Genomic DNA, 19,734 nt, shown 5'->3' on the forward strand with positions numbered 1-19,734 from the left:
GTAATTTAGGAGCGGTTCCATATTTTTGGGTATGGCTGCTCGATAGCATGGGGTGTCCGGACAGAGCCGTCCGGACGGGTGCCAACGTCAGAAGGAAGCCCATGCCCGCAGCTACGGTGGACGACATCCTCGCGGATCTCCCGCTGGGATTCGCCAGCCTTATGCTCCGGCCGTCCCGGCCGGACGCGGCGATCGAACGCTTTGTGATCGTTGACGCCGACGACGATTCCTCGGACGGCGCGGCGGCGTTTGTCCTGCTGATCGGCGTTCGCGGACGCTCCGCATTGCCTGCCGTCCGGCGCCTCCTGAAAAACCCTCCGCTGGTCCTGGCCGTCAAAGGCGGCCCGGAGGAACTGGCGGAAGCCGAAGAGCTGCTGCGCGCCGCCGGGACCGGGCTGCTGCTGGTGGACCCGGCCGCGGACTGGGACCGCCTCCTGTCCATCGCGAAGGACCGGATCCAGCCGCCCAGCTACCAGCGCGAAGTCCTGACCCTGCTGGAAGAAGACCTCTTCGCCATCGCCCAGACCACGGCCCGCCTGACCTCCAGCCACGTGGTGATCGAGGACGCCGCCAACAAGGTCCTGGCCTACTCCACCGTCACCAATGCCATCGACGAGCTGCGCAAGGCCTCGATTCTGGCCCGGCGCGGTCCGCGCAAATACGAACTCCTCCTCAAGGACCTCGGTGCCTACCGCGAGCTGCACCGGACCCGGATGCCGGTCCGGGTGCCCGCCCGGCCCCAGGACGGCCTGCGCGAACGCGTCGCCATCACCCTGTTTGCCGGCAACCGCATCATGGGCTACATCTGGCTCCAGGAAACGGGGGCAGGGTTCGGCGACGACGTCGACTATGTGCTGACCGGCTCTGCCGCACGGGCCTCCGCCGAGCTGATCCGCTACCGCAACCAGCAGTCCGTGCACATGCGCGAGGACCGGATTGCGCGTCTCCTGTCGGGTCCGGCGGAGGCAGCGGCGAGCGCGCACAGCGAGAAGATCCCGGCGGACAGTCCGGCGGCCCTGATCCTGATCGGCCTGTCGGCGTCCGAAGCCCAGGAGGACGACGCCGCGCTCAAACACGGGGAACTGGCCAACCTCGCCTCGATCCATGCGGCCGCCTACAAGCCGTCTGCCATCGTGGGACAGTTTCACGGCGACACCGCCGTGATCATTCCCGGGCTCCAGTCCGCCAACGCCGAGGCCGGGCTGCGGAGCCTGGCTGAGTCGATCGTCAAGGACGCCGCCAAGCACCTCGGCATCAGCCCCTTCGCCGCCGTCGGGCCGCCGGTACCGGACCTGCTCTCGATCCATTCCGTGACCGGAATATCCGAGGCGCTCCTGGGCTGCATGCGGCGGTCCGGCGAGGCCGCCGTGGCCACGGTGGACGACTTCGAGGCGGAGATCCTCTTCCACGACGCCGTGCAGCACTTCACGACGGCGGCCTTCCGGCACCGCAGCCTCTGGGCCCTCCTCCGTGACGACCCGGAACTGGCCGAAACCCTGCGGGCATACTTCGACGCGTCCCTGGACGTGGCCGAATGCGCCCGGAGGATGCAGCTGCACAAGAACACCGTCTACTACCGGATCGGCAAGGTCAGCCGGATCACCGGGCTGGACCTCGGCAATCCCCGCGATTCACTGGTCGCCCTGCTTCATGTTCAGGAGTGGGCCGGCACGCAGAAGGAGCTTCAGGACAAGAAATGATGACAGCACTTGATTCGCCGCCGCTTGCCCTGGTCCTCGAGGACATCGTCCGCAGTCACCGGCCCCGGACGGAAGCGGGGTCGGTTCCCGCAAATATTCCCCACCTGCAGTCCCCGCCGTTCGACCGGTTCGGCATCGCAGTTGCCACGACGTCCGGGGAAGTATTCAGTGCCGGCGACGGCGATCTTCCCTTCTCGATCCAGAGCATCTCCAAGGTCTTCGCCCTGGCGATGGCGCTCAGCGCCGACGACTCGGGTTCGTTGTGGTCCAGGGTCCTGCGCGAGCCGTCAGGGACGTCCTTCAACTCCCTGGTCCAGCTTGAAGTCGAGCACGGGATCCCCCGGAACCCCTTCATCAACTCGGGCGCCTTGGTGGTCACCGACCACCTGATGGAGACGACCCCCGACGCCGCCGCCCGGGTTCTGCGCTTCCTCACCGGCCAGGTGGGTCACCAGAATGGAAGACAGGGTCCTTTCATCGACGAGACGGCCGCAAGGAGTGAACTCTCCAGCAGCAGCCGCAACCTGGCCCTCGCCCACTTCCTGAAGGAATTCGGCAACCTGCGGCGGCCCGCACAGGCCGTGGTCGAGAACTACGTCAGGCAGTGCTCAATCATGATGACCTGCGTGGAAGTCGCCAAGGCGGGGCTTTTCCTCGCGCAGGATGGTCGCGGAGCGCAAGGCCCGGTGATCTCCAGGAGCGAGGCCAAGCGCATCGGCTCCATCATGCTGACCTGCGGCATGTACGACGCGGCCGGCGAATTTGCCTACCGCGTCGGCCTTCCGGGGAAAAGCGGTGTGGGCGGCGGCATCCTGGCGATCGTCCCCGGCGAGTGCGCCATCTGCGTCTGGAGCCCGCGGCTGGATTCCAAAGGAAATTCCCTGGCAGGCACGGCGGCACTCGCCGACCTGTCCGACCGCACCGGGTGGTCGATCTTCTGATCTGACGCCTCGCTGTCCGCACAATCTCTCTCCAAACCCCATTTAGATCTCCGACAGATCGAAAGGAACACCCATGCCCAACAACCCCAATGACGAGGTTGGCTTGTACGAGGCCGATGGTGGCCACGCCCATGCTTCGGATGCCCTGATCCACGCGGAGGACTCGGGCTACCACAAGAGCCTGAAGCCCCGGCAAATCCAGATGATCGCAATCGGCGGGGCCATCGGAACCGGCCTGTTCCTGGGCGCCGGCGGCCGGCTCAACGCCGCCGGCCCATCACTGGTCATCGCCTACGCCGTCTGCGGCTTCTTCGCGTTCCTGATCCTGCGCGCCCTGGGAGAACTGGTCCTGCACCGGCCCTCTTCAGGATCGTTCGTGTCCTACGCCCGCGAATTCTACGGAGAGAAGGCCGCATTCATCTCCGGCTGGTTCTATTGGATCAACTGGGCCACCACCACCATCGTGGACATCACCGCCGCGGCCCTCTACATGAACTTCTTCGGCAAATACGTCCCCTGGATGGGGACCGTTCCACAGTGGGCGTGGGCGCTGATCGCCCTCATCGTGGTCCTCTGCCTGAACCTTGCCTCCGTCAAGGTCTTCGGCGAACTCGAGTTCTGGTTCGCCCTGATCAAGGTCGCCGCCCTCGTCGCGTTCCTGCTGGTCGGCAGCTACTTCGTCATGTTCGGCACCCCCTTGGAAGGCCAGGAAGTCGGCTTCAGCCTCATCACCGACAACGGCGGCATCTTCCCCAACGGCCTGCTGCCCATGATCATCCTCATGCAGGGCGTGCTGTTCGCCTACGCCTCGATCGAACTGATCGGCACGGCCGCCGGCGAAACCGAAAACCCCGAAAAGATCATGCCCAAGGCCATCAACTCCGTGGTCTTCCGCATCGCCGTGTTCTACGTCGGCTCGGTCATCCTGCTAGCCCTGCTGCTGCCCTACACCTCCTACCAAAAAGGCGTCAGCCCGTTCGTGACGTTCTTCGGATCCATCGGCATCCAAGGCGTGGACGTCATCATGAACCTCGTGGTCCTCACGGCCGCCCTGTCCTCGCTGAACGCCGGCCTCTACTCCACCGGCCGCATCCTGCGCTCCATGTCAGTAGCCGGATCGGCCCCGAAGTTCGCCCAGCGGATGAACAAAGCCGGCGTCCCCTACGGCGGCATCGCCATCACCGCAGGCGTCTCCCTCCTCGGTGTCCCGCTGAACTACCTGGTCCCCGGCCAGGCCTTCGAGATCGTCCTGAACGTCGCCTCGGTAGGCATCGTCGTCACCTGGGCCACCATCGTGCTCTGCCAGATCCAGCTCAAACGGTGGGCAGACAAGGGCTGGCTCGAACGCCCCTCGTTCCGGATGTTCGGCGCCCCCTACACCGGATACCTCTCCCTCGTCTTCCTGCTCGGCGTGCTCGTCATGGTCTTCATCGATTCCCCGCTCACGCTGCTGGTGACCCTGGTGGCCTGCGCGCTGATGGTCGGCGGCTGGTACGCCTGCCGGAAACAGATCCACGACATCGCCGAAACCCGCGACGGCTTCACGGGCGCCGCGCCCGTGCTGGCCAACCGGACTCCGATCCACTAATCGAACCTGGCTAATCGAACATTGGTCTGCTGACCGGTCCCACCATCCGACCTACAAACTGAAAGCCTCCATGAAGCCACGAAACCCGCTGAATCCCGGCCGCACCAGCACCCTGCAGGAGCGCCACCCGCCAGCCGTGCGCACCAGCAACCCGCCGGCGTCGAACGACAGCTGCGAGGACGGCTGCTTCTTCTGCACCGGACCGGAAACCGACTAGGCGCCACCATCCGTTCCGCTGGATTCAGTGGACATGCCTTGCCCGCCAAACCAACCCAAGAAGACAACCAAGTGATGAAAACGGAGTCTGCATCCACCATGACCGCAACCGACACGTACCCAGTCGACGGCGACACCCTCCCACCCCTCCAGACGGTCCCGGCGGCTATCCCGGACAGCTTCAACGGCAGCGGCGCCCTGAAATCCGCCGGCCACGTGATCGTCGATTCCCTCGTGGCGCACGGGGTTGAACGCACCTTTGTTGTGCCGGGCGAAAGCTTCCTGGACGTCCTCGACGGGCTGCACGGCTCGGACATCGAGACCGTGGTCTGCCGGCACGAGGGCGGCGCCGCGTACATGGCCGAGGCCGACGGCAAGATGAACCAGCGTCCCGGCGTCGCAATGGTCACCCGCGGGCCTGGGGCGGCGAACGCCCACGTGGGCCTGCACACCGCCTGGCAGGACTCCACCCCGATGCTGCTCTTTGTCGGTCTCATTCCCTTCGCGCACCGCGACCGCGAGGCATTCCAGGAGTTCGACATCAAGGCATGGTTCGACACCGGAGCCAAACGCGTGATGGTCCTCGACCACCCCGAACGGGCCTCCGAGATTGTCGCCGAGGCCATGTTTGCGGCCATGAGCGGCCGCCCCGGGCCCGTGGTGGTGGGCCTGCCGGAAGACATTATCCGGGCCCGGATTGATCCGGCCCTGCACCCGCCCATCCCGGTGGCCGCGGGCGGCATGAGCAGCTCGGATGCCCGCGCCCTCGCCGAAGCCCTGGCGCAGTCCAAGAAGCCGCTCTTCGTCACCGGCGGGAACGACTGGACCCAGGAAGCGGCCGGGGAGCTCACCCGCTGGCTCGAAAAGCACCACATCCCGGCCGCGGCGGAATGGCGCACGCAGGGGACCGTCTCCTTCGACTCCCCCAGCTACGTGGGACCGATCGGCTACGGCCGGCCCCGGCCCACCTACGACCTCCTGGAGGAAACCGATCTGCTCGTCTTCGTCGGGACGGTCCCGGGAGACGTGATCACCGACGGCTTTGTCTGCAGGCAGGACTGGAACAAGAAGAACTTCCTGGTCACCATCGACCCCTCGCTGCGCGGCCGCTCCGGCCCGGTCTCCCGCCAGATTCTGGCCAAACCGGAAGCCTTCGTCCGGGATCTGGCCACCATCGACCTCCCGGTCAAGGAGGAGTGGAAGGCGTGGACGGCGCGGATGCGCGCGGAACAGCGGTCCTTCGCCAACCTGCCGCCGGCGGTTCCCGGCGACGGGCCCGCCAGGATGGACACCCTCATGGCGAACCTCGTGCCCCTGCTGCCGGAGGACGCCATGGTGACGTTCGGGGCGGGCGAGCACACCAACTGGGCCCACCGGTACTTCCCCACCCGGCGCTACGCCTCGATGATCAGCGCCCGCAACGGTTCCATGGGGTACTCGGTGCCCTCGGCAATCGCCGCCTCACTGGCCGATCCGGAGCGCCGGGTGGTCACCATCGCCGGCGACGGGGAATTCCTCATGAACGGCCAGGAGCTCGCCACGGCCGCCCAGTACGGGGCCACACCGCTGATCATCGTGATGGACAACCAGGAGTACGGCACCATCCGCACCCACCAGGAACGCCACTATCCGTCCCGGGTGTCGGGCACGCAGCTGAAGAATCCCGACTTCGGCATGATGGCCAGGGCGTTCGGCGGCTTCGGCATCACGGTCACCGAGGACCAGGACGTGCCGGCCGCCCTCGAGGCCGCATTGGCCGCCATTGACCGGGACGGCGTGTTCGCCCTGGTCCACCTCGTCGTCGAACAGCGGGTGAAGGCCTACTAGCTTGCACCCCGTCTGATTGCACACGACGACGACGGCGGGAGCCTCCCGCCGTCGTCGTCCGGTGCCAGCGGCGTTCCCGGCCAGCGGCCGCCACGCCGATCTATCGTCCCGCAAGCTCTTCTTCCGCGATCTCTGCTTCGGCGATCTCTGATTCGGCGATCTCTTGCCCGGACCGGCGGGCCGGACCACACTGGTCGCTGGAGGCAACGTAATGGAACCAGTCTCGATCAGCGATCGACCGATGCTGCAGGGCGAACTCGTGGCGGTGGCCGAGGGCGCGCCGCTGGTGCTCGGGGAGCCGGCCAGGACCCGGATCGCCGCGAGCCGTGCCCTGCTGGAGGAGGCATTGTCCGGCGGCGGACCGATCTATGGGCTCAGCACACGCGTCGGCCACGGCAAGGACACCCGGGTCGCCCGCGACGAGCTTGAAAGGCAGCAGCAATTTCTCGTCGCGAGCCACGGTGGTGCGTTCGGCCCCCTGCTGGACCGGACGGTGGTCCGTGCCGCCATGGCCGTTCGCGTCAACGGCATGGCCCGGGGCGGCTCCGGCGCAAGCCCTGCCGCGGCGGATACCCTGCTGGCCATGCTGAACGCCGGCGTGCACCCGGTCCTGCACAGCACGGGCTCGGTCGGGGCGGCCGATATCAGTCCGATGGCCGGCATCGCCCAGGTGGCCGTCGGCACCGGCACGGCGGAGTTCCGGGGCGAGACGCTGCCCGGAGCGGAGGCCCTGCGCCGTGCGGGGATCCCGCCGCTCCGGCTCACAGGCCGCGACGGACTGGCATTGATCTCGGCCAACGGCGTCTCGATCGGCCATGGCGCCCTGGTGCTGGCCCGCGCGGCCCGGACGGCGGGCGCGGCGGACGAGGCCGCCGTCCTGTCTATGGAAGCCACGCGCGGGAACCCCTCAGTCTTTTCGGCGTCCGCGGCCGCGGCCAAGCCGTATCCGGGGCAAGTGGCGGCAGCCGAGCATCTGCGCGAGCTGCTGGCGGGCAGCCTGCTCCTGGCCCCGGGCGGCCCGCGGTCCGTCCAGGATGCCCTCTCGTTCCGGGTGATCCCGCAGGTCCACGGGGCGTTCCGGGAGTTCCTCGCGACGGCCGGGCGTGCCGTGGACACGGAGCTGAACTCCGCGAGCGACAACCCGCTGGTCGACCTTGAAACCCGCTCCGTGCTGAGCAACGGCAACTTCCACCCGATGGTGCTGGCGATCGCCTTCGATGCCCTGCGCGTGGCCCTGGTCCACACCGGCCAGTTGAGCGAACGCCGCATGAGCCACCTGTGGAATGCCCTCATGGCTGCGATGAAGTCGGGGCCCCCGCCCGGGTCCGGTGGGCCCGCCGCGACGCCGGGAGTGCAGCTCCGCTACGCCGGGTCCGCCTGCTACACCGAGCTCAGGCTCCTGGCGGCGCCCGCCACCCTGGACTCGACCGTCCTGGATGTCGGCGTCGAGGACCATGCCACGGGCGCCATGCTGAGCGTCCGGAAGACCGAGGAGGCGCTGGGGCTTCTCGAGGATCTGCTGGCCATCGAGGCGCTGCTGGCTGCCGACCTGCTCGCCGTCGCACCGCAGGAAACCATCGGCGCCGGCGCCTCGGCGGTTCTCCGGCACGCCGCGGAGGCGGCGGCCGGCGCCGGATCGGCCGCCGCCGTCCACCGGAAGCTGCGCGAAGTCTTTCCCGGGGACCTGGCCCCGGGACCAGGCGCGGCTCCGGACTAGACGGCCGACCAGCCGCCGTCGGACGCGAGCACCGCACCGTTGATGTTGGTGCCGTCGTCGCTGAGCAGGAAGGTGATCGAGGCCGCCAGCTGGGCCGCGGTGGCCGGGGCCGGGATGTTCACGCCCATGAGCGGCTGCAGGCGCGCGGCGCCGAGCTCGGACCCCCACGGGGCCTCGATGTTCGTGATGGTGGCGCCGGGTGCCACGGCGTTGAACCGCAGGCCTTTGGGCCCGTACATCACGGCAGAGTTCTTGGTCAGGCCGATGACGGCGTGTTTGGAGGCTGTGTACGTGGCGCCGGCGGCGGACCCGCGCAGGCCGGCCTCGGAGGCGATGTTCACCACGGAACCGGTGCCGGCCTCGAGCATGAGCGGCACGACGGCGCGCGTCAGGCGCATGAGGGCCGTGACGTTGATCCGGAAGACCCGTTCCCACGTTTCGTCGTCAACCTCGTGGATCGGGGTGAAGTTGTCCATGATCCCCGCGACGTTCGCCAGCGCGTCCACCCGCCCGCCGGCCGCGGCCACGACGGCAGCAACGGTTTCCTCGGTGGAGATGTCGCCGGGCACGGGCACCAGGTCCAGCCCGGCGTTCTCCTGCACCAGGGCGTCCAAGCGTTCCTTGCTGATGTCGGCCGCGATCACTCGGCCGCCTTCCTTGGCGACGCGGAGGGCCGTCGCTTGCCCGATGCCCGATCCCGCGCCTGTCACGATGACTGTCCTGCCCGCAAAGCGGCCCGCGGTGACGCTTTCCTGCCATGAAGCTTCGTTGCCCATGATGTCCTTTCCAGACGTTGATGAGGCTGACAGGCCCACCTTATGACACTCTGTGTCATTATTTAAGAGTGACTTCCGGCCAGCTCTCCGAGGACCCCCAGCCCGCCACCGCACGCGCCACCGGGCGGCCCGCGACGATCGACCCCGACGCGGTGGCCCGCATCGCCCTGCGCCTCTTTGCCGAGCGGGGCTACGAGCAGACGTCCATGGAGGACATCGCGGCTGCGGCCGGGATCGGGCGCAAGAGCCTCTACCGCTACTTCGCCAGCAAGGCGGACCTCGTCTGGGGCGGCATCGAGCCGGTCGCGCAGGCCGCGGGCCGGGCGCTGGACCGGGCGCTGGATGGGGCCGGCGGCGTACCGGACGGCACGCCCTTCGGCAGGCTTCGGACAGGACTGAGTGCGGCGCAGATCCGGGCAGGCCTGAGCGCTGCGGCCATGGCCGGGGTGGCGGCGCTTCCCGACCTCGCCGTCACGCGCGGACGCCTGCGCCTGATCGCCGAACATCCTGAGCTGGCCAGCCGGAGCTACGCCGCCCTCGCGCCCCAGCGCGAGCAGGGCCGCCGGTATTTGATCGCGCTCGGGGTGCGCAAGGACATAGCCGGCTACCTCTGCGCGGCCTATCTCGGGGCTACCTTCGAGGCCTGGATGCAGTGGGCTGCCGGCAGCGAGCCCGATCCCGCGCCCTACCTGCTGGCCGCCATGGACGTGCTGCAGGTCCCGGACGCTTAGAAGGACTCCCGGGCCTTGAAGGACTCCTGGGCTTTGAAGGACTCCCTGGCCGGCGCGCCTACTCCCCCGTCTGGCCGTCCACGGCTTCGCGAAGGAGGTCGGCGTGGCCGTTGTGCCGCGCATACTCTTCGATCATGTGGCACAGGATCCAGCGCAGGCTCGGCGCCGAACCGTCGGGCCACGCGCGCCGGGCCAACTGGTCAAGGCCGCCGTCGGCCAGGGCCTCCGCGACGCGGGCCCGGGACCGGTCCACGGCGTCCTGCCACAGCGTGCGCAGCTGGTCCGGGGTGTCACCGGCGGCGGAATGCCACTCCCAGTCCGGGGCGGCCTTCCAATCCACGGTGTCGAACGGCGCCTCCCGCTCCCGCGCGTGCAGGGACCGGGAAAACCATTCGCTCTCCACATAGGCCATGTGCTTCAGCAGTCCGCCCAGTGTCATCGCGGAGGCGGCGGTCCTAGCCCCGAGGCCGGCGGAATCCAGCCCGGCGCACTTCCACGCCAGCGTGGCCCGCTGGAAATCCAGGAAGCCCAGGAGGGTCGCGGCTTCACCGGCGGCAAGGGGAGGCTCGGGGCGGCCCTGATCGTCCACAATCGTCATGCGCGAGAGTCTAGCGGCGCGGTTTCCGGCGCTCGCGTGGCGCGCCGCCGGATGACGTACTCGGCCACCGCAACGTTGATCACCCACGCCGATCCCAGGAGCACTGCCCGCGTCGGCTCGTCCGGCGGGCCCACGAGCAGTATCCACGGCAGGCCCGTCAGCGCCTGTGTTCCCGCGGCGACGCCGATCGCGTAGCCGCGCGTCATCCAGGCGCCGTGCCGCACGAAGTCCCGGTGCACAATTGCGGCGAGTCCCAGGACGATGCTCGCCGCCATGGCCGAGCCAAAGACGAGCCGCAGGACGAAAAGGGCCAGCCCGTCGCCCGGCGGCAGCGGATAGAAGAGGGTCATCCACAAACCGGACAGGGCCGCCAGCAGGCCGGCCGGCGCCAGGACGCGGCCGGCAATGCGGTGCCAGCCGCGGCGGCCGCGCAGCGACGGCAGGAACTGGAACGCCCCGAGCAGGCTGTAGGTGGTGACGCTGACAATGTGCGTCACCACCGGCACGGGCGAGGCGAAGAACCGGGCGTTCTGCGGCGTGACGGCGGCGCCGCCGGTCAGTTCCGTCAGCCGCACCGCCCCCGCGATCACCGGGATGAGGCTGAGCAGGATCAGCCCGGCGGCCACGGGCCACTGAGGGCGACGGCGGACGCGGGGCACGGGTGCGCTGCTGGCTTGAATTGTCACGGCGTGGTCCTTGGCTGGGATGGCTCTCGGCATGTGGTGTACGGCGTACACTTGATGCCGGCAACGTTAGGTGTACGGCGTACACTTGTCAATAGGAGACTGTTAGGGAAAGGTGGCCGGATGACCCAGCAAGCGGAGCGCACGCGCCGGATCCCGTTGAGCCGGGACCGCGTGCTGACGGCCGCCGTCGCGCTGGCCGATCAGGTGGGGATCGAGGCGCTGAGCATGCGTCGGCTCGCCCAGGAGCTCGGGGTCGTGCCGATGGCGCTCTACAAGCACGTAGCCGGCAAGGAGGAACTCCTCGACGGCATGGTGGACGCCCTGGTCAGCGAGATCGACCCTCCCGTCCGCGATGCCGGCTGGAAGGACGCCGTGCGGCTGAGGGTGCTCTCGGCCCGGACGGCACTCCTGCGCCACCCCTGGGCCCGGCAGGTCTTGGAATCGCGTACCAACAAGACCCCGGCGGTCCTTGGCTACATGGATTCGTTCATCGGCGTGTTCCTGGCCGGAGGCTTCTCCGTGGACCTGACCCACCACGTCATGCACGCGCTGGGCAGCCGCATGTGGGGGTTCACGCAGGAGCTGTTCGACGACGACCCCGGAACGGCGGAGAAGCCGGCCGATCTTCCGCCGGAGGCGCAGGCTGCCGTGTTCCGTGAGATGGCCGAGCGGTATCCGAACATCCTGAAGGTCACCACCGCTTCCGCACACTCGGACTCCGTAGTGGGTCAGGGCTGCGACGACCAGTTCGAGTTCGAGTTCGCGCTCGATCTGCTCCTGGACGGTTTTGAACGCCTGCACCGGCAGCACTGGACCTCAATGCCGGCCAAGACTTTCGTGCCGAAAATGACGGAAGAACCGTCTATGCAAGACAAGATCTAGCCGCCGGCCAGGCCCGGACCGCCGCCTACTCCTCCAGGAACCGAAGGAGGTACGGGATCGTGGTCCGCATGGCCCTCAGGTCGCCGCCGCTCGCGGCCAGTTCGCCGAGGTAGTCGCCGTGGTTGCCTGGCACGATCATCAGGCGCGCACCGGGAATGACGTGGGACATCCGCACGGCATGTTCGGGGCCCATGACGTCGCGGTCGGCGCTCAGAACCAAAGTCCGGGCGGTGATGCGGCGCAGGTCGTCGTCGGGCCAGCCGGGAAAGGTCAGCATCCGCTGGCGGTCCAGCTCGAACATCCGCTCGAGGTGTCCGGGCTCCGGATGGAGCCGGCGGTCCGCGTCCTTGTACGCCTCCGGCATCTCGCTGAGGGTGGCCGTGGCCATTCCGTCCCAGAACTCGTCGCCGACGGCGTCCCGGCTGACGAACGTGGAGGCGGCAATCAGGCATCGCACGGAGGCCGGATACCGCATAGCCAGCGCCAGCGCGGTGTGGCCGCCGGCGCTGAAGCCGAGCACGTCCACCGTGTCCACGTTGAGCTCTTCCATCACGGCCTTGACGTCGTCGGCCGAGTTTTCGGCGGTGAGCGGACGGTCGGTCGCCGCCGTCCGCCCGTGGCCTTCCTCATCGACGGCAATCACCTGCAGGCTCTCGGCCAGCAGAGCCGGGATGAGGCCGGCAAAATTTGTCTCGATGCTCGAGCCTCCGCCGGGAATGAGAAGCAGCGGGGGTTCGCCGGCCCGCGGGTGGCCGTGGACCTCGAAGTACATGCGGAGGTCGCCGTTGGCTGCGTAACCATGGGTGAAAGTCACAGGGCATCCTAACGCCGCGCGCCCCGGGCTGAACAGGGTCTTGTGGACGACGGCGGGAGGCTCCCCGCCGTCGTCCGCTCGCGTTGCGGCTCAGGCGTTGACGGATTCGGCGAGGATCGCGTCGACCTGGCCCAGCGCCTGGTTCATGCCCTCTTCCATGCCCATGGCGACAATCTTCTCCATCTGCTCCTCCGCGTCGAAGGTGGACAGGACGGTCATCCGGGTGCGCCCGCCGATTGGCTCCAGCGTCACAACGCCGTGAATGGTGCCCATCTCGGCCACGGGGGCGCCGTTGTCGTCCGCGAAGCCGTCGTCGAACTCAAGGCGGTGGGGGGCATCGATGGTGACGAACCGCCACCAGCCGCGGGCCTTCTCCCCCTCGGGTCCCGTCATGTAATAGCTGGCCTCGCCGCCCGGGACGAAGTCGTGCTTCTCGAAGGTGGCCGGCCAGGTGGGCGGGCCCCACCAGCGTTCGAGCTGGCGCGGGTCCTCCCAGATCTGCCAGACGCGCTCCACGCCGGCGTCGAATTCGGCGACCACGGTGAGGCTCAGCGCCTCAAGATTTTTCACTGAACTGATAACGGTCATGACAAGCCCTTTCCATCCTTCAGTCTTGCTGGTTTCTGCCTTGCTGGTTCGTGTTGCCTGATTGCGTGTTGCCTGATTCCGGGGCGGCCGTTTCGGCGAGCAGGTCTGCGATCCGGTCGGCCCGCTGCCGCCAGATGACCTCGTACTCGTCGAGCAGCCGGCGGGCCTTTTGCAGTCCGTCGTGGTTGGCCCGCACAATCTGCTCCCTTCCCCGCTTCTCCTTCGAGACCAGGGAAGCGCGTTCCAGCACGGCCACATGCTTCTGGACCGCCGCGAAGCTCATGGCGTAGAGCGCAGCGAGCCCGGAGACGGAGTACTCCCCCACCGTGACCCGGCGCACGATGTCCCGGCGGGTCGTGTCGGCGAACGCCTGGAACAGGCGGTCAAGTTCTTCGTCGCTGAGCGGTTCCCTGAGCTGATCTACAACCATTTGGTTGTAGAATAGTCCGGCGCTCCGGGGGTGTCAATGGCCTCGCCTAACTGTCCCGAACGGCCCAAGACGCCGGACCCCGTGGGGCCGGTGTGCGGATCGGGCGGCGAGCGTAGAGTGAGCCCATGAAGCGTGTGGTGATCGACCGCTTCGGCGGCCCCGAGGTTCTGCAGGTAGTGGAGGTCGACGATCCCCGGCCGGGTCCGGGCGAAATCCGCGTCAGGGTCCTGGCGTCGGGTGTGTCGTTCACCGATGCGCAGCTGCGCGCCGGCACCTATCTGGGCGGCCCGAAACCGCCGTTCACCCCAGGGTATGAGCTCGTCGGCATCGTCGATGAACTTGGACCCGGCTGCGCGCGGGTGCGCGTGGGCGACCGCGTCGGCGTGCTGACGGTGTGGGGCGCCAACGCCGAGCTCGTCTGCGTGCCGGAGGTGTACGCCGTCGCGGTGCCCGAAGACCTCGACCCGGCCGAGGTCGTGAGCCTCGTCTTCCCCTACATGACCGCCTACCAGCTGCTGCACCGCACGGCCAAGGCGAAGCCCGGGGAAAGCGTCCTGGTTCACGGCGCGGCCGGCAGGGTGGGCACCGCGATCCTCGAGCTCGGAACGCTGGCCGGCCTCCGCCTCTACGGGACCGCCGCCGGCCGGGACCGCGCCGCGGTGGAGCGGCTGGGCGCCGTCGCGATCGACTATCAGAACGAGGACTTCCTGACCCGTGTCCGTGGGCTTACCGGCGACGGCGTGGACATCGTGCTCGACGGGATCGGCGGCCCGCTGTCGCTGCGCTCCTTCCGCGCGTTGCGGCCCGGCGGACGGCTCGTCGTGTTCGGCCGTTACGCCACGATCGCGCAGGGGCGCAAGAACTGGCCGGGCGTGATCGCCTGGTACGCGGCAACCGGGAGCGTCGCCCTCTGGGGCTGGCTGTCACCCCGCCGGAAAGTGCTCTCGTACAGGATCCAGAAGTTGCGCATCCATCACCAGGACTGGTTCCAGACGGATTTCCTGGTCCTGCTCAAGATGCTCCGCCGCGGCGAGATTCACCCCGTGGTGGCCGAGCGGCTGCCGCTGTCCAAGGCTCGCCGCGCCCACGAGCTGCTCGGGAGCACGGCGGCGACAGGGAAGATCGTGCTCGTGCCCTGAGCCGGCACGGCCTCCACCGCGGCCCTACGACCGCTGCGGCCGCACTCCAACGGCCGCGATCAGCCCAGGAACGTGCGGTGGATGTCGCTGCCGTAGCGGCGGATGATGTCCCGCTTGGCCGCGTGGAAGGCCTCAAGATTCCCTGCATGGCCGTGTTGCGCCACCCGGCGCCTGGCCAGCTCGTCGGAGATGACGTCCAGGAAGAGCTCGGCGAGCAACAGCCGGGCGGAATCCCGGAAGCGGCCGCGGCCGTCGACGTACAGCTGGACCGTAGGGGCGCCGGTGTTGATGATGACCTTGCGCTCCGCGGCGTTGTAGACGGCACGGTCCGCGCTGTTGTGCAGGTTGCGGAAGTCGTAGCCGGTGAAGAGGTCGACGCCGTGATCCCGGCTCGGACGGTGGATCTCGCGGTGCGCCGCCGGCTGCTGTGCCGCGGCAGGGGTGGCGATGGCGGGGTGCGGCGGCTGGTCGGCGCTGCGGCGGGAGGCGTGTGCGGCGATCACGACTTCGCAGAGCGCCCAGTAGTCGCCGGCCCGGACCGTGATCTCGCCACGGTCGCCGTCCCGGTCCCCCGTCATGGCCCACTCCATCCGCCGGGTGTCTCCGAGTGCGCTGACCGGGATAGGGACCGGAACGGGGTCGATGCGCAGGGAACCGGGCAGCCCGAGCTCAAAGGCGAGCGTTTCGCCGTCGGGCAGCTGGGCCGGATCCAGCAGCAGCGCGACATGGAACGGATGCCCCGGCGGACGGTAATAGAAGGGCGTGGTGAACCGCAGGGCCGCGGGCGGCGCCCCGGCCAGCGCCGGGCCGTCCCCGATCCAGAGCGGCGGCGCCGTCTCCAGCCCCAGGTCGACGACGGCCGCCTCGCTCATGTGCTGCAGCAGGTGCTCGATCATCTCGGCGGTCCGCCCAGACGTGGTGGCGCGCTCCAGGTGTGTGAGCTTTTCCTTCTCGGCCTGCACGGCGTCGGCGATCATCCGGCTGACGGCGCGGGAGAAGGCCGCGACGAAGGGGTCCTTGGGGTTCAAGCCCTCCCGCTCGTCGCTGATGATCGCCTTGCCCCGGCCCAGCATTTCGGTCAGCGCCGGGCACCGCACCGTGCCGAAGAGGTACTCTGTGCCCACCTGGTTCTCGAACTCGAACAGCTGGCAGTCCAGCACGGCCATGCCGGATTCGACCACCAGGCCGCTGGTGCGTTCGTCGCCCTTGAGCGTCAGCTCAACGTCCTGGGCGCGCTTGAGCGTGACGGTGAACGGGTACTCCTCACCGTCGAGGCTGAAGCTTCCCGGCCGATCCGGGCCGAGGAGCACGGCGGCCGGAGGCTCCCGGAACCGGATGTCCTCGCGGCCGTGGTCCTCGGCACCGGGACGCCCGTGCACCAGCTCCACGTCCCGCCGGTCCAGCACGTCCCGCAGGTAGATGTTGTCCGAGAGCGACTGCAGCAGGGTGGTTTGCTGGGTGATGGTGACATGCGGATTATCGACGACGATCGTCACCCGGGTGCCGTTCCCCGCGGCATCTCCGGTGCCGGCGCCGGCGGCATTCCCGGCGCTAGGCGGGGCGGCCGCGTCGGTGGCGGAGGTCGCAGTGATCCCCAGCCGGGCGTAGTCGGCGGGGAAGGCGCGGCGGTCCGCTCCGTCGTCGTCGTAAAGGTAGCCGCCGTTCTCGCCGCGGAAGACGTCGATGCGGGTGAACCGGCCGTTCTGGATGGTCTCGATCCAGCCGTGGCCCAGGCCGAAGATGGCCTGTTTGAGCCCGCGCCCGAAGTACCCGCGGCCGGTGCCCTCGCCGCGGGAGAGCGGGCTGTGCGCGCCGCCGTAGCTGAGGATGCGGCCGGCCTGCTCGAAGGACATGCCCTCCGCCTGGTCACTGACCATCAGCACGGCCCCGGCGTGGTGTCGCTCGTAGCCAACGCGGATCCGGCCGGTCACGGCGACGCCGGCCTTTTCCAGGCGGGCGTAGCTGTCGTCGCTGTTGGTGATCAGCTCCACCAGCGCTTTCTCCACCGAGGCAAAGCGCCGGGAGTCGATCCCGATCACCCGCTGGTCCACCTGGATTTCGGCAACCGTCATTCTGCTTACCTCGCTCACAACTGAAGCTGTTGCTGCGCTCTGCTGATTAGGACGTGCTCTTTGAGCCGTGCTGTCGGCGCGTCCGCACCGGACAGGGCCGATATGTGGAGCGTAGCAGTTTGGGCGCCGGCTGCGTCGCCTCCGGCCGAGGCCGCCGTACTGCTGCCAGGTGCCCAGGTCCTGCGATGGACGATAGTTTGGTGCCATGACGGCAAGCTACAGGTACGACGTCGAGGTCCTCCATCTGCTCGTCTCGCCGGCGCACGCGTACTTTGGCCGCGGCCGCGACGGTGCTGCGCAGGTCCCCACCACGGACGCGGACCGGGTTGAGGTGGTGGCCGGCAAGGGCATCGCCGGCGACCGGTTCTTCGGCAAGGCGGCGCACATGGACGCCGCTGTCACCTTCCTCGCCGTCGAAGCCCTCGAAGCGATGGCCGCAGAGCTCGGCGTCGGGCCCTTTGACCCGCTCCTGGCCCGGCGCAATGTGGTCCTCCGGGGCGCCCACCTGGCTCCGCTGCTCGGTCAAGACTTCGCGCTCGAGTCGGGCGGGGAAGTGGTCCGGTTCCGGGCCGGGCGTCCCGCCCACCCCTGCGCGTGGATGGACCGGATGCTCGCTCCCGGGGCGCACGCGGCCATGCGAGGGCGCGGCGGCGTGCGCTGCCAGCCGCTCTCGGACGGCATCCTGAGCCGCGGGCCGGCCGTGCTGATCAGTCCAGTGGAACTCGATCCGATGAAGGCCGGCACCCCCTCCGCCCTTCGGCCGTCGCGGCTGCCGTAGCGTTCACGGCCACCGCGCCCGCCGATTTCGCCGGAAAGCTGCCTGACATGCGGGGAGCTTACGCCGACCGTGAAGCGTTTCCGGCGATTCCGGCCCGGAGGTGCCGCTACGGCTGGGCTGCGACGACGTCGATCTCGACCAGGAAGTCCCCCAGGAACGAACCCACGGTGGTTCTGGCCGGGTAAGGTGCCTCGACGAACTCTGCATAGGCTGCGTTGAAGCCAGCGAAGTCCCGGCCCGGGTGGTGCAGATGCACGGTTGCCTTCACCACGTGGGAAAAGTCCAGGCCGTGCGCGCCAAGGACGGCGGTCAGGTTCTTCATCGTCTGCGCGGTCTGTTCTTCAATGGTGGTGCCGATGATCTCGCCGGTGGCCGGGTGGTGCGGGGTCTGGCCGGCAGTGTAGAGGAAGCCGTTGGCGGCGATGGCCTGGGAATAGGGGCCCGCAGGGCTGGGCGCGAGGTCGGTGATGATCTGCTGTCGCGACATGGAGTTGTGTCCTTTCATGCGGCCGGCCTGCCGGCCGGCCCGAATTGCTGATGGTCGGTTGCTGATGTTCGGTTGTCCTAGAGGACCTTCGAGAGAAAGGCCCGGGTGCGTACGTGCTGCGGGTTGCCAAGGACCTCGGAGGGAGGCCCGCTTTCGACAACGACGCCCTGGTCCATGAAGACGACCTGGTCGCTGACCTGGCGGGCGAAGGCGAGTTCATGGGTCACCACTACCATGGTCATCCCAGCCTCCGCCAGGGACTTCATGACGTCGAGCACCTCGCCGACGAGCTCCGGATCGAGCGCCGAGGTGGGCTCGTCGAAGAGCATGAGCTTGGGCTTCATGGCCAGTGCCCGGGCGATCGCGACCCGCTGCTGCTGCCCGCCGGAGAGCTCCTGGGGGTAGGAATGCCCACGGTTGCCGAGCCCTACGCGGTCCAGCAGCGTCTGCGCCTCGGCGGTGACCTCGCTGCGCGGACGGCCCAGAACGCGGATGGGTGCTTCGACAATGTTCTCCAGCACCGTCATGTGCGGGAACAGGTTGAAGCGTTGGAAGACCATTCCCGCGGCGCGCCGTGAACGTGCTGTCTGCCGCTCCTTCATTTCATAGAGGCGCCCATTGCGTTCGGCGTAGCCGACCAGTTGTTCGTCCACGTACAGGCGTCCGGCGTCGACCTTTTCCAAGTGGTTGATGCATCGCAGGAAGGTCGTCTTTCCGGAACCCGACGGGCCGATGAGGCAGGTCACCGAGCCGCGTTCGATCTTCAGATCGATGCCCTTGAGGATTTCCGTTGAGCCGAAGCTCTTGCGGACTCCCTGGGCCTCCACCATGGCGGTGTTCATGATGCTGTCCTTGTCTTTGACCGGCGGCTACGCCGCGGCGCGGTGTCGAAGCCGCGGCCATAGCGCCGTTCGAGTTTGGTTTGGAAGAAGCTCAGGATGGTGGTCATCAGCAGATACCAGAGGCTGGCGACGATGAGCAGCGGGATGGTTTGGTAGTTGTTGGAGTAGATGATCTGAGCCGAGTACAGCAGGTCAGAGATCGCCAGCACGCTGACCAGGGACGTGCCCTTGAGCATCGAAATCCCCTGGTTGCCGGTGGGCGGAAGGACCACGCGCATCGCCTGTGGGAGGATGACGAGGCCCATGAGCTGGGTGCCGTTCATTCCCAGGGCCCGGGCGGCGTCGTACTGGCCCTTGTCCACCGATCCGATGCCGCCGCGGATAATCTCGGCCATGTAGGCTGCCTCGTTCAGGGAGAGCCCCAGCAATGCGGCACACAGGGGTGTGATGAGCACATTGGCCGAACCCAGGGCCAGCGAGGGGCCGCCGAAGGGAAGGCCGAAGGCGATCACCGGATACAGTGCGGCGATGTTGTACCAAAAGATCAGCTGCACCAGCAGGGGGTGCCGCGGAAGAACCAGATGTAGCCGCGGCTGATGGTGCTGACGATCGGATTGGCCGAAAGCCGCATGATGGCCAGGACCGTGCCCAGGGCGATGCCGGCGCTCATGGACACCACGGTCAGGAGGATGGTCAGCCCGGCCCCGGTGATAATCTGCGGGGCGAAGAGATAGGAGACGACGACGTCCCAGTGGTACCGCTGATTCACGGCAACGTCCCATGCCGCGCCAAGGGCCAGGAAAATGAGAACGACGGCGATCGCCCGGCGGACCGGATGCCGCAGGGGCACCACCGGAATGGAATTAGCCGGCGTGGACGTCTTCGCACTGGTGTCGGCGATGGATTGTTGTTGCTGCATGAT

General features: G+C 68.2%; 21 protein-coding genes. 10 read left to right on the forward strand and 11 right to left on the reverse strand.

The annotated features are described in order from the left end of the window. Positions 1–101 precede the first annotated feature (101 nt). The 6 genes from LDO15_RS19055 to LDO15_RS19080 all read left to right on the forward strand — a co-directional run bounded on the left by LDO15_RS19055 (position 102) and on the right by LDO15_RS19080 (position 7,989). The gene (locus tag LDO15_RS19055) at positions 102–1,700 is read left to right on the forward strand and encodes a helix-turn-helix domain-containing protein (RefSeq protein WP_223981217.1); all 1,599 of its coding nucleotides are present in this window, start codon (positions 102–104) and stop codon (positions 1,698–1,700) included. Then, positions 1,697–2,641: a glutaminase gene (locus LDO15_RS19060; protein WP_223981219.1), complete on the forward strand. Its 945-nt coding sequence runs from the start codon at positions 1,697–1,699 to the stop codon at positions 2,639–2,641. Before LDO15_RS19055 ends, LDO15_RS19060 begins: the two co-directional genes overlap by 4 nt. Before the next feature lie 73 nt (positions 2,642–2,714). Beyond that, positions 2,715–4,229 (forward strand): amino acid permease, encoded by a 1,515-nt coding sequence (locus tag LDO15_RS19065; RefSeq protein WP_223981221.1) that lies wholly within the window; start codon positions 2,715–2,717, stop codon positions 4,227–4,229. A gap of 70 nt (positions 4,230–4,299) precedes the next feature. Then, a complete protein-coding gene (locus tag LDO15_RS19070; protein ID WP_161958206.1) occupies positions 4,300–4,446 on the forward strand; it encodes a hypothetical protein in 147 nt (48 codons plus the stop codon). 98 nt (positions 4,447–4,544) lie between these two features. After that, on the forward strand, positions 4,545–6,272 hold the full coding sequence (locus tag LDO15_RS19075; protein ID WP_223981223.1) for a thiamine pyrophosphate-dependent enzyme: 1,728 nt from the start codon (positions 4,545–4,547) through the stop codon (positions 6,270–6,272). 211 nt (positions 6,273–6,483) lie between these two features. Beyond that, positions 6,484–7,989, forward strand: coding sequence for an aromatic amino acid ammonia-lyase (locus LDO15_RS19080; protein ID WP_223981226.1), 1,506 nt, complete (start codon positions 6,484–6,486; stop codon positions 7,987–7,989). Here the strand turns inward: LDO15_RS19080 and LDO15_RS19085 are convergent. Further along, positions 7,986–8,765 (reverse strand): SDR family NAD(P)-dependent oxidoreductase, encoded by a 780-nt coding sequence (locus LDO15_RS19085; protein ID WP_223981229.1) that lies wholly within the window; start codon positions 8,763–8,765, stop codon positions 7,986–7,988. The genes LDO15_RS19080 and LDO15_RS19085 overlap by 4 nt on opposite strands. Positions 8,766–8,833: 68 nt before the next feature. Between LDO15_RS19085 and LDO15_RS19090 the strand changes: the two genes are divergently transcribed. Next, positions 8,834–9,496: a TetR family transcriptional regulator gene (locus LDO15_RS19090; RefSeq protein WP_223981232.1), complete on the forward strand. Its 663-nt coding sequence runs from the start codon at positions 8,834–8,836 to the stop codon at positions 9,494–9,496. Between the two features lie 58 nt (positions 9,497–9,554). Here the strand turns inward: LDO15_RS19090 and LDO15_RS19095 are convergent, their stop codons facing one another. Continuing rightward, positions 9,555–10,094 (reverse strand): DinB family protein, encoded by a 540-nt coding sequence (locus LDO15_RS19095; protein WP_223981234.1) that lies wholly within the window; start codon positions 10,092–10,094, stop codon positions 9,555–9,557. Next, positions 10,091–10,780, reverse strand: coding sequence for a DUF2306 domain-containing protein (locus LDO15_RS19100; protein WP_223981236.1), 690 nt, complete (start codon positions 10,778–10,780; stop codon positions 10,091–10,093). Before LDO15_RS19100 ends, LDO15_RS19095 begins: the two co-directional genes overlap by 4 nt. A gap of 120 nt (positions 10,781–10,900) precedes the next feature. On the opposite strand from LDO15_RS19100, the gene LDO15_RS19105 reads away from it, so the two are divergent. Beyond that, positions 10,901–11,662 (forward strand): TetR/AcrR family transcriptional regulator C-terminal domain-containing protein, encoded by a 762-nt coding sequence (locus tag LDO15_RS19105; RefSeq protein ID WP_223981238.1) that lies wholly within the window; start codon positions 10,901–10,903, stop codon positions 11,660–11,662. Between the two features lie 25 nt (positions 11,663–11,687). On the opposite strand, the gene LDO15_RS19110 is transcribed toward LDO15_RS19105, so the two are convergent. From LDO15_RS19110 to LDO15_RS19120, 3 genes are all read right to left on the reverse strand, one after another. Next, positions 11,688–12,476 (reverse strand): alpha/beta fold hydrolase, encoded by a 789-nt coding sequence (locus LDO15_RS19110; RefSeq protein WP_223981240.1) that lies wholly within the window; start codon positions 12,474–12,476, stop codon positions 11,688–11,690. A 90-nt stretch (positions 12,477–12,566) separates the two neighbouring features. Continuing rightward, the gene (locus tag LDO15_RS19115) at positions 12,567–13,064 is read right to left on the reverse strand and encodes an SRPBCC domain-containing protein (protein WP_223981242.1); all 498 of its coding nucleotides are present in this window, start codon (positions 13,062–13,064) and stop codon (positions 12,567–12,569) included. A 19-nt stretch (positions 13,065–13,083) separates the two neighbouring features. Next, positions 13,084–13,494, reverse strand: coding sequence for a metalloregulator ArsR/SmtB family transcription factor (locus LDO15_RS19120; protein ID WP_223981244.1), 411 nt, complete (start codon positions 13,492–13,494; stop codon positions 13,084–13,086). A 125-nt stretch (positions 13,495–13,619) separates the two neighbouring features. Here LDO15_RS19120 and LDO15_RS19125 point away from each other — a divergent pair, with 125 nt between their 5' ends. Then, the gene (locus tag LDO15_RS19125; RefSeq protein WP_223981246.1) at positions 13,620–14,633 is read left to right on the forward strand and encodes a medium chain dehydrogenase/reductase family protein; all 1,014 of its coding nucleotides are present in this window, start codon (positions 13,620–13,622) and stop codon (positions 14,631–14,633) included. Between the two features lie 59 nt (positions 14,634–14,692). On the opposite strand, the gene LDO15_RS19130 is transcribed toward LDO15_RS19125, so the two are convergent. Further along, the gene (locus LDO15_RS19130) at positions 14,693–16,705 is read right to left on the reverse strand and encodes an ATP-binding protein (protein WP_223981248.1); all 2,013 of its coding nucleotides are present in this window, start codon (positions 16,703–16,705) and stop codon (positions 14,693–14,695) included. Between the two features lie 205 nt (positions 16,706–16,910). On the opposite strand from LDO15_RS19130, the gene LDO15_RS19135 reads away from it, so the two are divergent. Continuing rightward, positions 16,911–17,483 carry an MOSC domain-containing protein gene (locus LDO15_RS19135; RefSeq protein ID WP_223981252.1) on the forward strand — a complete coding sequence of 191 codons (573 nt, stop codon included), beginning with the start codon at positions 16,911–16,913 and terminating at the stop codon, positions 17,481–17,483. A gap of 106 nt (positions 17,484–17,589) precedes the next feature. Here LDO15_RS19135 and LDO15_RS19140 read toward each other — a convergent pair whose 3' ends face one another. From LDO15_RS19140 to LDO15_RS19155, 4 genes are all read right to left on the reverse strand, one after another. Continuing rightward, positions 17,590–17,970, reverse strand: coding sequence for a Rid family detoxifying hydrolase (locus LDO15_RS19140; protein WP_223981255.1), 381 nt, complete (start codon positions 17,968–17,970; stop codon positions 17,590–17,592). 77 nt (positions 17,971–18,047) lie between these two features. Next, positions 18,048–18,812, reverse strand: a complete 765-nt coding sequence (locus LDO15_RS19145; protein WP_276572933.1) for an amino acid ABC transporter ATP-binding protein — start codon at positions 18,810–18,812, stop codon at positions 18,048–18,050. Next, entirely contained in the window at positions 18,809–19,366 is a 558-nt protein-coding gene (locus tag LDO15_RS19150; RefSeq protein ID WP_223981257.1) for an amino acid ABC transporter permease, read from the reverse strand. The genes LDO15_RS19145 and LDO15_RS19150 overlap by 4 nt, the downstream gene beginning before the upstream one ends. Continuing rightward, positions 19,357–19,731 (reverse strand): ABC transporter permease subunit, encoded by a 375-nt coding sequence (locus tag LDO15_RS19155; RefSeq protein WP_223981258.1) that lies wholly within the window; start codon positions 19,729–19,731, stop codon positions 19,357–19,359. Before LDO15_RS19155 ends, LDO15_RS19150 begins: the two co-directional genes overlap by 10 nt. Positions 19,732–19,734: the final 3 nt, after the last annotated feature.

This window comes from Arthrobacter sp. NicSoilB8 (assembly GCF_019977355.1).
Taxonomy (GTDB): domain Bacteria; phylum Actinomycetota; class Actinomycetes; order Actinomycetales; family Micrococcaceae; genus Arthrobacter.